Origin of the sequence: Paraburkholderia aspalathi (genome assembly GCF_905220735.1) — a bacterium.
GTDB lineage: Bacteria > Pseudomonadota > Gammaproteobacteria > Burkholderiales > Burkholderiaceae > Paraburkholderia > Paraburkholderia aspalathi.
The window spans coordinates 37,104-49,310 of record NZ_CAJNBA010000004.1; the positions used below are offsets into that span (position 1 = coordinate 37,104).

Consider the following 12,207-nt stretch of genomic DNA (forward strand, 5'->3'; position numbering starts at 1 on the left):
CGATACAGGACTCAGCCAGGCCAAATTTGGCTCTGCGAATCATCCAGCTTCGCGAGAGCCGTTCAACAACGCGGGCTTTTCGCTAAGCCGGACTCAATCAGAACCTGTGGCGAATACCCACTGTCACGGTAGCCTGCTTGTTGGAACCCGAGTCGCCGGTTGCCGAGCCAATAACAGCGACTGCGGCCGTGCCCGACGAGTCTTGTGTTCCCGATGCGGTCGTGTAGCCGGCCCATGCGTAGAAATCCGTACGCTTGCTGATCGAGTAGTCTGCTGCAACAGCGAACTGGTTGTACTTTGCCGACGAATTGCCGCTCGACTTCAGGTACACGTAGCCAATCTGCGTCTGCAGCGGCGCCGATACCTGCCACACGGCGTACACCGAACCCGTGTTGTACTTCTCCGCCTTCTTGAATGTCGAGCTGGCATCTGCAGTGTATTCGGCATAGCTGTAGTAGCCACCCAGGGTCACCGAGCCGAACACGTAGTTGCCGCCGATACGCGCATTGTTGATCGACGCCGCAGTGGAATACGCTGCGTTGACAGCCGTGTTGAACAACGAATCCCACGTCGTCGTACCGCGGTTCGCGCCGCTGCCGTTGCTCAGGTGATAGTAGCCCGCTGCCAGGTTGACGGGACCGTTGCTGTATGCAGCTGCGGCAGCGTAGCTCTGACCCGAGCCCGTCGCGCCAGCCACTCCGCCCAGCGAGTACATGGTTTCGAACTGGAAGCCGGACCAGGTCGGGGACGTGTACTTGATCGAGTTGTTGACCCGCGCGCTGTTGTCGGCGTTGTCGATGTCACCCGGCGAGATGAATACGCCACCGAGGAAGCCGTCGCCCTGCACCGGCTGCACCAGATCAACCAGCGGATCGTATTGACGCCCGGCCGTGAGCGTACCCAACTTGTCACTGCTCAGGCCAACGAACGCCTGGCGACCGAACATGCGGCTGCCCTGGCCGAGCTTGCCGTTCGTCGAGTTGAAGCCGTTTTCCAACTGGAAGATTGTTTTCAGGCCACCACCGAGGTCTTCTGAGCCTTTCAAGCCCCAACGGCTACCCGACTCGTTGCCCGAACTCATGCTGAAGGACTTGCTGCCGCCGTCGTTCGAAACGTAGGTCAGGCCGGTATCAATGATGCCGTACAGCGTGACGCTGTTTTGTGCGTGAGCTACGCCGGTTGCGCCGAGCATGGCCAGCGAAAGAGTTGCCAGTGTGGTCGTCTTCATCTGCATCCTTGGGTTTTGGTTGAAGTGCGGGGTGCAGAATAGCGGCCACGAAATTCTTACAAAAAAGTGTTGGCAAAAAACAACCGTCGATTAGGAATGGAAACTATATGTATTTTTTCGACATGCAAAAGAGGCTATGCAACGTACCTTTCTTAACTCTCTCGGCTTCGCCGAAGGATTTCCTTAGCGTAAGTAAGATCATTCCTAAGGAGTCTAGATTGTCGTTGGTCAGGGTATCCCTACAAAAGAATCATCCACACCTGCTTGGATCAAGTAAACGAGAGAGTGAGAATCACATCACGCAAAATGGTGAGAGGTGTTTTTGTTCTGTCAAACTTGGTCTCCAATCTGACACGGAGTGAGAGCGCGGAGTCTGCATAGTCGCCTACTGCCTGCTGTGCGATCGATCGGACATGAGGTTGTGGCTTACCTGAATTGCAGAAGGATGTGAATGGACATGTTGCAAAGTATCCGCGCCTTCGTGGCCGTCGCAAATGCAAACGGCTTTACCGCAGCAGCGCGACAGATGCGAGTTGGGACGCCGCAGGTATCGCGCGCCATCGCAGAGCTGGAGACACACCTGGGTTTGCGCTTGCTAAGCCGCACAACCCGCAGCGTGGCATTGACTGCGGCAGGTGATCGATACCTTGCGCACTGCAAGTTCATCCTTGACCGGTTAGAACTGGCGGAAGCCGAGGCGGCTGGTCTGTGCGCCAAGCCCGTTGGTACGTTACGAATCGGTGCGGATCCGACGTTCGATGCTCACCATCTCGCGTGGCTTATTCACGGCTATCAAGCGCGCTATCCTGAGGTAACGGTCCAAACGTCGCTCCTGAGCGGGAGTTTGGATGCAGCTTTGGATATTCACGACACGATACTTCTTTGCAATCCCGTCCCGCAAATGGAGCGCATGGTGTTTGAGCGCGTCGGCGCAACCAGTACCGTGCTGTGCGCATCACCGGTTTATCTGGCAAGCCATGGTGTCCCTGAAACAGTCAGCGAACTTCGCCGTCATAGGTGCTTGCAAGTCAGACATATGGACGACGCCTCCGAGCAATGGCTGTTCGAAGGACTTGCCGGACCCGAAGTGTTTTGCTGCGATCAGGCGCGGGTATTGACTGATACGACCGACGTACTGGTCAACGTAATACAGGAGGGGGGCGGTATCGGTCAGCTGTCTCTATCGCGGGCGCTGCCGGCATTGCGCAGCGGTGTGCTGGTTCGGGTTTTGCCGCAGTATCGGCTAGCAGCCCGAAACGCGTACGTGTTGTGTCCTTCTGCCCACTATGGCGAGCCCAAGGTTCAGACATGGTTCGAGTTCGTGAAGGCTGCTTTACCGGGACGGCTTGCAGAAGATCAGGTTTCGTTGATTTCCCATAATTCGAACCACTCCGAATCGCCCAGGGATTTTGAAGCTGATGTCGCCGCGGAAGTCCAGTCATAAAACGTAGACCGTACACGGCCAGGCCTGATCCAGATTTATCCATCACGTCATCACGCAGGAAGCCGTTCGGCAACAACAGTGATTACCGGCGTGGAAGCATTGGTAATCAACACCGTCTTTGTCCCGGGTATTTGTCCATTTTGCGCTGAAGCTCGCTGGTTACACTCGCCTCTGCGATTTCGCGCTTGCTCGGACCACCGGGGACAGAGGGGAAAAACATGATTCACAGTAGTCGACACTGCCTGATTGCGCGCAAACAGGTCCGGCAAATTCTTCTGGCCGCTGCGCTTGCGTTTGCCTGCAGTCTGCAAGGCTGCGCCACGTCGCTCGAGACGTTCGGGCTCGGCGCGGGTGTGGGGATAGTCGGCGCTTTCGGTCTTATCACCTGCGCTATCGGGTGCCATTGAGCATCGTCAACAGTATTCCTGCAGCGCTTCCCGATAGATGCGACTGCGAATGATCAATCGCAGTCGCCGCGCTCAAGCGCTCGTGAACGGCTTCAGGCCATCGCCGCGGTTGACGCTGCATTGGACCGCCCAGCGGCCGCCGAGCGCGGGCGCAATATAGCCGATCTTTTCCACCGGTTGCCTGGTGACGGGATGGCGTCCGTTGAATTCGATCCACCCGCCGCCTTGTTCGACCGCGAGCCAACTGGCCTCGCGGATCGCGGATTGGTCGTCGCCCGGCAGCGCCTCTTTGCGCAGCTTGCCTGCCTTGCCCGGATCGGAACCGAAGGCACGGAAATAGTCGTCCCGGTCCGCAACCACGATATAGAGATCGCGATCGCGAAAGCCGCCCTTGGGGTCGTGAAATTGGCGCACGGCATTTTCCGGCCCCTCGGTGTCGACCAGTCGGGCCGCACGCTCCGCCATGGCCCGGGCCTCGTTGGCGCAGCCCTGCCGCAGCCGGATATATTTAACCCCGTCGCTTAGTCGATCGGCACGGGCTTGCAGCAGACTCGCCGTTTCCACCGACCCGCCGACCATCTCGCCATTGCTGTGAGTGATGTCGTCCAGCACCTCGACCGCCTGGGCAATCTCCTGCAAGCCGGTGGTCTGCTCGCTGCTCGAGCGGGCGACGTCGCGCAGCAAAGCGGCCACTTCGCTGACCGCGTCGACTGCGCGCGACAGCAGATTCCGGCTGCCTTCGATGGCTTGCACCCCGTCGCTCACCTCGTCGCGAGAATGCTGGATCAGTTTCTTGACTTCCGCTGCCGCTTGCGCGCTGCGCTGCGCCAATGCCCGCACTTCGGTGGCGACCACGGCAAAACCGCGGCCGGAATCACCGGCTCGGGCGGCCTCGACTGCCGCGTTAAGCGCGAGAATATTGGTCTGGAATGCGATGCCGTCGATCACACCGAGTATCTCCCCCATCTCGTGCGAACGTTGCTCGATGCGCTCGATGCTTTCGACCGAAGCGCGCACCGCTGCCTGCCCCGCGACTGCATCGGCATGCGCACGGGTGGAGCGCTCATCGGCTTGCTGCGTCTGATCGGTGTTGTAGCGCACGGCTTCCAGCAAGGCCTGAAGCGAGGCACGGGTCTGCTCCAGGCTGGCAGCCTGCGATTCGGTGCGCTGCGACAGCAAGGTGGCATGTTCGGTCGCCTGTGCGCCGCCCATCGCGATCAGTTCGGCTTCGCTGCGGATGCGCGCAACTACCTGCGATAACTGGTAAGCGAGCAAGCGCGCCTGTTCACCCAGTGCCGCCAGCTCGTCGCGTCCCGGCAAAGACACGTCCTGCATCAGATCGCCATCGCACAGTGCATTCAACTGGGCTCGCAAGGTCGAGATCGCGTGGATCAGGCCGGCCCCGAACAGCCCGAAGATCACCAGGAACTGCGCCAATCCCAACGCGGCGCCATAGCTGCCGTACCAGCGCGTTGCCACGACGGCGCCGATGGCGCTCAGTGCGACGATCGTCCACTGTACCCGCAGGTTCCAGCGGCGTAGTGCCGACCTGAGAAGGAGAGAAGGGGCGTGTGTAGGGGACTGGCCGGCCGTAGCATGTGGTGTCTTTTTATTGGTTGACATGGATATTGCCCGAACCGTATGTTGGCTTTTGCCTTCGATCGCTGGACAGGTGCATGGAATGCAACCCGAGAGCACGTCGATGGCGTGTATGTTCTTGTGTGCCGGAAGACGCCTCCTTAAGCGCGGTTGTCACGGAACGCATCGCTCCGGCAAGCCACAGTCTCCCGTGAGTAGCTATGAGTGGCGCTCACCGCAAAAGGCACAAGGCCCCGCTCACGTGGCGATTCTCCCATGGCGGAAAGAGCGTGATTATCGAAAACACTCGCACTTCACTTCTATTCTGCTTATCGGATTCGAACAGTCGCTTCGTAGCCCGGAACAAGGGCCGCCAGTCGTTACGCTTCTGTTTTGATGGCACGACTTTGCATCACGAACTCAGCGGCAGATGTGTAGTGCGCGTTGTTTGCGCTACCGACGAAAGTTCGAGACCCGGCCCGCTCCGCCGGTTGCGCCGACTCCGAAATCACCTCCAACACCGTCAAAGGCGGCGGAACTTCCGTCCGGTAGATTTCGCGAGAAGGCGTTAGCACGCACACTGATGGCACCCACAGGGCGGCCTCGATCTGAATCCGGTTGAGGAAGGTTGGGCCAATGGCCGTAGGCGTTTATTTGGGTCGCTTGAATCATGACACTGACGCCCGGATTGCAGCCGTTATGCACTACAACGCTTTCTTCGGAAAATGCGCCCCTCGTGCCTATGCCTGTGGCGACCATGCCGTTGGCACGTACCACATCGCATTGGAATGAGGTGAAAACGATGGCGTTGACCGGGATGTCGACACCGACGATATCCGTCTCGCCGACACGAACGCTCAGAAGCCTTCCCGCCGCAAGCACGCCGTCCTGTATCGGACCGGTCTTGACGAAGTCCACCTGGAGTGCGAATCCGGTTAAACGGTCCGCTTCAGTGGGGACGGAAACTTTGTAGGGTACGGGGCGCGAAGTATCGTCAATGCCCGCAAAGTTTCCGCCGCTTGCGCTGACACGCAGACCTACGCCGATAACATTAGTAGCAAACACCCGGCTGAAGCCCGGCACGGGCGCGAAGATGTCAGTGAGTTTTGCTTCGCGTACATTCGATGTGCCGCTACAGGCGAACGGGATATCGCGCTCCGCTGCGACGCGAACCGATCCTATCGTCGACCCCACGGGCATATCCGGAGACGCAGTAAGCGTTTTCGACGGGAGTACAAGATCCTGTGGCGCTGTGACTTTGAGTCGACAATCGGCGTGTGCAACTGCGGCACCCAGCAAACAGGTGGCAAAAATTGAAGCCTTCCTGAGTAGCTGGATGCGAAGCAACGTAGATAGTCGTGTCAATTTGAAGCTGCCTTATGCGTCGAATTCTCCTTGCGCAATAGTACAGATTCCACATTGAACCGAGCGTCGTTGATCCTTACCAAACCTGACCGGCATGATCCCGTCCTCGTCAGGGATCTGATCTCAGGTCCCTGCTTCCTGGGTTCAACGGCCAGTCAAGCGCTTGGCGAAATTTCAGCACTCGACGGCTCGGTCTTTGTCGCCGACTCATCGGCGAGCGCCCAGCGCCTCACGAGACCAGCGATGATGAGTACGGCTACCGCACCTGTCAGCGGCGCAAAGGCCATCATCGGGAGGATCTGACCGAGCCCCAGTCCCGCACTTAGGATTGCTGCGCCGGCAAACGCGCTGCCAATGGCTCCAAATCGCCCGAACGCGTGCATCCAACTCAAGCCGGTGGATCGGGCAACGGTCGGGTAGAAGCGCGCTGTCAATGCGTTCATTCCTGTGTTTGTTCCCGGAATGAACCATCCCCAGGCGAATGCAAGTATCTGCAAAGCCCAGAATGTCGACTCCACGCTATGGACTGCCCAGAGCGAAATTGCCGCCATGCAAAAGCTCACTGCGACCGTATAGTATCGATCGAAGCGATCCATCAGCCAGCCGATGGCAATCGAGCCCAGTGTGCCGCCCCAATTCAAAACCCCTACCATGACGGCGCCCTCGGCACTCGTATATCCCGCCTCCTTCGCCATTGTGGGTAGCCAGTTGTAAAGCAGATAGGTAACGAACAGCCCGACGAAATAGCAAAGCCAGATGAGGACCGTGCCGGCTACGTAGCGCTTCGAAAGGATTGTCCCGATAGCGCCACCTTTCACCACGGGTTGTGCTGGCAAGAAGAATTGCGTATCAGCAGGCACGTTTGTACGACCGATAGCAGAAAGAATCTTGCCAATCAGTTCGGGGCGCCTGTTCTGGACTGTCAGGAATGCAACTGATTCGGGTAGCCAGAGTATGAGAAGAGGCACGCAAAAAATTGCAAGCGTGCCACCGACCATGAGCATGGTGCGCCATCCGTAGCCTGGAATGATCCAGGCTGCGATGAATCCGCACAGGGCGGCGCCAACTGTGAAACCGCTATACACAACAGTCACAAGGAAGGAGCGCCGGCGTTCCGGAACGTACTCGGACCACAGGGCCACTACGTTTGGCATGACTGCGCCCAGGCCGAGCCCTGTGACAAACCGGATCGGCAACATCATCCCGAGAGATGTAGCGTACGCAGTGGCAAGTGTCCCAATGCCAATGATAAAAACACTGGTGGTGAGGACGCGTTTGCGTCCAAACCGGTCCGCCACCGGGCCGCCGACAAAAGCGCCGAGAGCGAGGCCGAACAATGCAGCGCTGAGTATCGGAGCCAGTGCTTGCTTGGTCACGCCCCATTCCCTGATGAGCTCCGGTACGGCAAAACCGATAATGACGGTGTCCCAGCCGTCCAATGAGATGATCAGGAACGCTAAAAACCCGACCAGCCATTGAAATGGACTAACTCTGCGCTCATCGATGAATTCGCGAACATTGATTGATCTTCCTGCTGCCGGCATTGTGTCTCCCAACTATGGACAATGTTTATGGATCTATATTCAGCTCAATGTTCACCCGAGACGGATCTGAAAATCCGTTTCGTCACCGTGTTGCAGGTCCCTCCCTTCCCTCGACCGCAAGCGGGCCAGTATTTGATCGCCGAAATTCAGCGTCCAGCAAGAAATTCCGTTCAGCATCGACAAATAAAATTTATCGCCCATCTCATCCGACGTCACATAACCATCGCGCGCGGCAGGCCTGGCCGCCCTCGACAAGAATTTCTATGGGTAAGCCAGAAGCCCTTTTTGCTACGCCAGCCGGTGCGTCAGGCTAAACTGCGGCTCAATCCCGCATAAAGTTGGGTCGATTCGATATGAACATACGTTTTCTGGAGACCTTCGTCTGGCTGGCGCGCCTGCGCAACTTCCGCCTGACTGCCGAGCGCATGCATGCAACCCAGGCCGCCATATCGAGCCGCATTTCCGCACTCGAGCAGGAAATGGGCGTGCAACTGTTCGATCGGGGGTCACGCGAGGTCACGCTGACACAGGTGGGCACGAAAGCACTTCCATTTGCCGAGCAGATACTCAAGCTGAACCAGAGCATGCTCGACAGCGTCGGCGACCGGTCGAAGGTTTCCGGGCTGCTGAGGCTCGGGGCAGTGGAATCGATCATTCATACGTGGCTGCCCGATTTGCTCAAGCGCGTGCGCGAGGAATACCCGAACCTCACCATTGAGCTGACCGGGGATACCTCGTCGCATCTCGTTGCCCAGCTAGCCAGCGGTCATATCGACGTGGCGCTGCAGCTCACACCGACAACCGCCGCGGAAACGTCAGGCATTGCACTCGGCAGTCTGCCGATGTGCTGGATCGCGAGCCCGTCGCTCAATATTTCGGACGAAACCCTGACTGAAGCGGAACTCGCCGCGTTTCCGATCATCGGATTTGCGCGGCACTCGCTACCACATACCTTTCTTGTCGGTCTGTTCGAATCGGTAGGCGAACCGGCTGTGCAGATCAATTGTATGTCGTCTGTTGCCGCGATCATTCACATGGTGACCGATGGCTTCGGCATCGCGGTGCTGCCGTGCGCATTCGTGATGAAAGACCTCGCGGCCGGCCGGCTGCAGATGCTGAAAGTCACGCACCGCGTTCCGGCATTGCCATTGATCGCCGCGTATCGCCGTCATCCGGACAGCCTGTTGCCAGAATCAATCGCGCGACTGGCACTCACCGTCATGCTCGACTTCGCTCTCGCGAACGGCCCGCAATTCGCGCTGCTCCCCGAAACCGACAGTGCATCGTCGCAGCATTTCTGATCCGGAACGACGCCTACGAGCACCACGCCGGTCATTCCAGTTCAGCGCAAATAGCGCCTGCGGAGGGCTCTGTCAGCTTGGCGGGGAGGCGGATGCGTGCACCGTCATCCTTCGTTGCGGTAGTCAACGGTGCGGATGGCATTCCCAATCGTTATAAGTCGGTTTGTCGATCGGCGTCAGCCCGGGAATCATAAACACTGTGCAGGTAAAACGCCGTCCCTTGCCAGTGGTGGCGTCGTAACTCACCTGCTGGCCGCCCAGGCCGTTCTTCTGCCCGTACTGGACGTTGGCAATGACAATCTCATCCGAGGAAGCCAACCCTATTGTTTTGGCGGTGGACGCCTGAACGTCGATCATGTTCATCTGCGTCGTTCCGCAGGCCGACAAAACCAAACTGACGGCCGCCATTCCGATGACAGTCCGCATCGCGGGATACAGTTCTTTTTGCATGGTCATTCCTTATCGATTTGTTGAATCTTCACTCTGTGCGCTTGCTCGCTAACGGCGATGCATCCCGCCTTCGCCGAGGCATCCGGCGAAGGCAGTTGGATGACGTCTACGAAGCAATTACGTCCCCGGGGTATAAAAGCTGGCCTGCAGTTCCGAGCCGACGTTCTGGATGTACGACTGCCAGATGAGCGCCATCGCCCCGGATGCGTTGACGGCCAGCGCGGGCCAGGAGGCGTCCTGCGGGTCCTGCCCGAACAATGTCGACGTACTCCACGCACCGTTCCGATAGCTGGCAGCGAGAACGTCCGACGAACCCGCCGTACTCGCGTCCTGCCACGCAACCGTCACGTTGCCTGCCGCATCGATCACAAGGGGCGGATACTGTTGCGCCGTCGTATCCAGGTGCTCCGTCAGTTGATGCAGCGGCCCCCAGGTCCCGCTGGCGTCCGCAACACTCGCCTGCAGAACGACGCCGCCCTCTGCCCACATGACGGCCGCTACACCGTTTGCATTGACGGTCAGCATTGGCGTGGCGATGAAGCCACTCGGCTCCGTAATCTCCGGGGCGACGGCCTGAGCCGCCTGCCAGCCGGTTCCCGCTACGTAGCGCTGCGACATGGTGGTGGTGGAGATTTTCCCGCTCGTCACATCGAGTTGCCCCCACACCAGCGTGATGTTGCCCTTCGTATCCATGCCAGCCGCGGGGAACTCGATCGTCGTGAACAGACTCGTGTCCGATACGGCTTGATTGACGTTGGTCCAGCCGTTGGTCGCATCGAACGTGGCCGTCCAGAGCGCCGACTGCGTCGTGTTGGTCTGCCTCCACGCGAGCACCGCGCTGCCGGACGGTAGGACCGAAATCATCGGCCTTACATTGTTGGTATCACCGGTGACGGCACCCGGGCCGGTCTGCGCCGGCATTTGAATCAGTGCCGTCGTCGACCACGTCCCGTCCGTCGTATAGCGCGTCCATGCGATTCGGGAATTGAGCAGGTCAATCGCCTGCGGCCAGGCGACGATGGCGTTGCCCTGATTGTCAATGCCTGCCGTATATGTGGAGCTCGTGACGCTCGGTGCTACTTCGAACGGCGTTCCCCATCCTGTAGCTGGGCTATATGGGCGCGCCCACAGCGCATAGGCATTGGGCCCCGGCATCCATTCCGTCCAGAACGCAACCGCCTGGCCGCTGGCGTTGCCGACCAGTTGCGGCTGAATCGTGCCTGGCCCTGTCATCGAATGGCTGCCATCGCCCGTATCCAGACGCGTCGGCGTTCCCCAGCCCGACCCGGGCACATAACGCGCGCCCCACATCTCGTTGCCGAGCCCGCCCGAGGGACCACTCGTCATCCACGTGACGAGTGTGTTGCCGTTCGTATCGATGGTTGTACTGGGCTCGATTTCCGGGGCTTTGCCGTCTATTGCGGCTACTTTCGACCAGCCGGCCTGCGCTTTGGAGGTGCCTCCGTCCCCGGGCGACGACGGCGTGGAGGGCGATCCGGGGTTGGTCGCCGATGACGAGGAACCGCCGTCTTTTGAAACGTCGCTACCGCCGCACGCTGTCAACGTGAGGCAGGTAGCCATAACAATCCACGCTATGGGTTTCATAAAAGTCCTTTTTTATTCAATCCCAACTGGTTCTTCCCAGCTATCAACTGACACAAAGCACGACATCTATCGATAATCGGGACACCCGTTGCTCGATTGCTTGCTCTATCACCTCAACTGAAAGGCAAGCAGGGGCTATACGGCACATCATTTTCATGTGCGTCAGATACTTATTTATTGGTAATCCTAATCGTGTAATGCAGCACCCACCGTCTTCACAAGTCGTCAAGATCAACGGCGATGGTGGGTTACATGCGCGTCAGGCCAAACAGCTCTCGCGGGTATTGCACATTCGTTATCGGGTGCCGCAGATCACGCGGCAGGATGAATGCGAGCGGTGTCGTGGCCCGAATCAGGTTGCGCGGCTGCAGTCGAACATCGCGTTCACTGCATCGGCCCTGCCTGGCGAGGTTGACCTTTCCGGTTGCAAGATGGCGGATTAGTCATGCCGAAAGTGAGTATGTTTCCGCCGTTGATAGTGCATGTGTATTCTTTGCCATCTTTCGCTTTCAGATTGACATAGGTGTTCGTCCCTTCCGTGCGACGGCTGGTTATCGCAATATCGTCTGGCGAGTACCCCAGCGTGCCCGAGGTGCTCGATTTAATCTTGTCGTCGGTCAGCATGTTTGTACTGCTGGCAATGCTTGAACAGGCTGATAACACTGAAACCATGATGCCTATGAGTAAAACGCCTGCAGACCGCATAAACCCTCCATTACTTGTTCTGATTACTGTTAAATTTTGGGCGCACGAATACTCCCGCTCGTTGCCGGCGTATTCGCGCATCAACTGTCTTCGGACTTTCAGCCGTATTTGTTGATCTCCTGGCGCAGCGCAATCTATTACGGACGAAATTGATTCAGGCTGAGCCGATGAAGCTCACCTGTATTTATGGAGCTGTAGCCTTTGGTATCGCCATGACCAAAGCGACCCCGCCGCCGATCCTGAATAGAATTGCCGCAGCCCTTATTGAATCCGGGTTAGCTAATTTTTCCGTCAGCGGTTTGCATGGCACCACGCCTGAAATGTTAAAAATACATTCGATTTGAATGTTCAGACATTTCTCGTCGATCAAATGATATAGATCGTTCTAGTATAAAGTCAACGGGTTTCGAAGGGCATATTGGAGTCGTGAAACTCGACGGGTGCGTCTCAAGCCGTTGAGCGACGCAGTACAAGGGGCCTCCCGCTTCTGGATGCGTGGGATGGTTTGCCGTGATAACTCGGCGGCTTGCGGGAGAGTCGCCGATGCTTGCTGCTACGTCTGCAGCCGCTTCAGCACATC

Annotated in this window: 11 protein-coding genes; 4 read left to right on the forward strand and 7 right to left on the reverse strand. The window is 58.2% G+C overall.

Annotated features, from left to right (window positions below; translation table 11 throughout):
- Positions 1-97: 97 nt before the first annotated feature.
- Positions 98-1,228, reverse strand: coding sequence for a porin (locus tag KHO30_RS22960; RefSeq protein WP_211702441.1), 1,131 nt, complete (start codon positions 1,226-1,228; stop codon positions 98-100).
- A 451-nt stretch (positions 1,229-1,679) separates the two neighbouring features.
- Here KHO30_RS22960 and KHO30_RS22965 point away from each other — a divergent pair, with 451 nt between their 5' ends.
- Positions 1,680-2,672, forward strand: a complete 993-nt coding sequence (locus KHO30_RS22965; protein ID WP_211702442.1) for a LysR family transcriptional regulator — start codon at positions 1,680-1,682, stop codon at positions 2,670-2,672.
- Positions 2,673-3,151: 479 nt separating this feature from the next.
- On the opposite strand, the gene KHO30_RS22970 is transcribed toward KHO30_RS22965, so the two are convergent.
- From KHO30_RS22970 to KHO30_RS22980, 3 genes are all read right to left on the reverse strand, one after another.
- Positions 3,152-4,777, reverse strand: coding sequence for a methyl-accepting chemotaxis protein (locus tag KHO30_RS22970; RefSeq protein ID WP_211702443.1), 1,626 nt, complete (start codon positions 4,775-4,777; stop codon positions 3,152-3,154).
- 333 nt (positions 4,778-5,110) lie between these two features.
- Positions 5,111-5,857: a hypothetical protein gene (locus KHO30_RS22975; RefSeq protein WP_425312916.1), complete on the reverse strand. Its 747-nt coding sequence runs from the start codon at positions 5,855-5,857 to the stop codon at positions 5,111-5,113.
- A 320-nt stretch (positions 5,858-6,177) separates the two neighbouring features.
- A complete protein-coding gene (locus KHO30_RS22980; protein WP_200620223.1) occupies positions 6,178-7,566 on the reverse strand; it encodes an MFS transporter in 1,389 nt (462 codons plus the stop codon).
- 27 nt (positions 7,567-7,593) lie between these two features.
- Here KHO30_RS22980 and KHO30_RS22985 point away from each other — a divergent pair, with 27 nt between their 5' ends.
- Together KHO30_RS22985 and KHO30_RS22990 are read left to right on the forward strand one after the other, a co-directional pair.
- Positions 7,594-7,902 carry a hypothetical protein gene (locus tag KHO30_RS22985; protein WP_211702445.1) on the forward strand — a complete coding sequence of 103 codons (309 nt, stop codon included), beginning with the start codon at positions 7,594-7,596 and terminating at the stop codon, positions 7,900-7,902.
- 17 nt (positions 7,903-7,919) lie between these two features.
- Complete coding sequence (locus KHO30_RS22990; RefSeq protein WP_211702446.1) at positions 7,920-8,867, forward strand: LysR family transcriptional regulator; 948 nt, start codon at positions 7,920-7,922, stop codon at positions 8,865-8,867.
- A gap of 123 nt (positions 8,868-8,990) precedes the next feature.
- Here KHO30_RS22990 and KHO30_RS22995 read toward each other — a convergent pair whose 3' ends face one another.
- The 3 genes from KHO30_RS22995 to KHO30_RS23005 all read right to left on the reverse strand — a co-directional run bounded on the left by KHO30_RS22995 (position 8,991) and on the right by KHO30_RS23005 (position 11,546).
- On the reverse strand, positions 8,991-9,317 hold the full coding sequence (locus KHO30_RS22995; protein ID WP_093635317.1) for a putative periplasmic lipoprotein: 327 nt from the start codon (positions 9,315-9,317) through the stop codon (positions 8,991-8,993).
- Between the two features lie 117 nt (positions 9,318-9,434).
- Positions 9,435-10,922, reverse strand: a complete 1,488-nt coding sequence (locus KHO30_RS23000; protein ID WP_211702447.1) for a hypothetical protein — start codon at positions 10,920-10,922, stop codon at positions 9,435-9,437.
- Positions 10,923-11,306: 384 nt separating this feature from the next.
- Entirely contained in the window at positions 11,307-11,546 is a 240-nt protein-coding gene (locus KHO30_RS23005) for a hypothetical protein (protein ID WP_200620220.1), read from the reverse strand.
- A 248-nt stretch (positions 11,547-11,794) separates the two neighbouring features.
- On the opposite strand from KHO30_RS23005, the gene KHO30_RS23010 reads away from it, so the two are divergent.
- Positions 11,795-11,971, forward strand: a complete 177-nt coding sequence (locus KHO30_RS23010) for a hypothetical protein (protein WP_167378411.1) — start codon at positions 11,795-11,797, stop codon at positions 11,969-11,971.
- The last annotated feature ends 236 nt before the right edge of the window (positions 11,972-12,207 follow it).

What these genes read in the sequence shown, in the direction of transcription:
- KHO30_RS22965 (WP_211702442.1), top strand. Translation starts at nt 1,680, where the DNA reads ATGGACATGTTGCAAAGTATCCGCGCCTTCGTGGCCGTCGCAAATGCA.
- KHO30_RS22960 (WP_211702441.1), bottom strand. Translation starts at nt 1,228, where the DNA reads ATGAAGACGACCACACTGGCAACTCTTTCGCTGGCCATGCTCGGCGCA.
- KHO30_RS22975 (WP_425312916.1), bottom strand. Translation starts at nt 5,857, where the DNA reads ATGCCCGTGGGGTCGACGATAGGATCGGTTCGCGTCGCAGCGGAGCGC.
- KHO30_RS22980 (WP_200620223.1), bottom strand. Translation starts at nt 7,566, where the DNA reads ATGCCGGCAGCAGGAAGATCAATCAATGTTCGCGAATTCATCGATGAG.
- KHO30_RS22990 (WP_211702446.1), top strand. Translation starts at nt 7,920, where the DNA reads ATGAACATACGTTTTCTGGAGACCTTCGTCTGGCTGGCGCGCCTGCGC.
- KHO30_RS23005 (WP_200620220.1), bottom strand. Translation starts at nt 11,546, where the DNA reads ATGCTGACCGACGACAAGATTAAATCGAGCACCTCGGGCACGCTGGGG.
- KHO30_RS22995 (WP_093635317.1), bottom strand. Translation starts at nt 9,317, where the DNA reads ATGCAAAAAGAACTGTATCCCGCGATGCGGACTGTCATCGGAATGGCG.
- KHO30_RS23000 (WP_211702447.1), bottom strand. Translation starts at nt 10,922, where the DNA reads ATGAAACCCATAGCGTGGATTGTTATGGCTACCTGCCTCACGTTGACA.
- KHO30_RS22985 (WP_211702445.1), top strand. Translation starts at nt 7,594, where the DNA reads ATGGATCTATATTCAGCTCAATGTTCACCCGAGACGGATCTGAAAATC.
- KHO30_RS23010 (WP_167378411.1), top strand. Translation starts at nt 11,795, where the DNA reads ATGAAGCTCACCTGTATTTATGGAGCTGTAGCCTTTGGTATCGCCATG.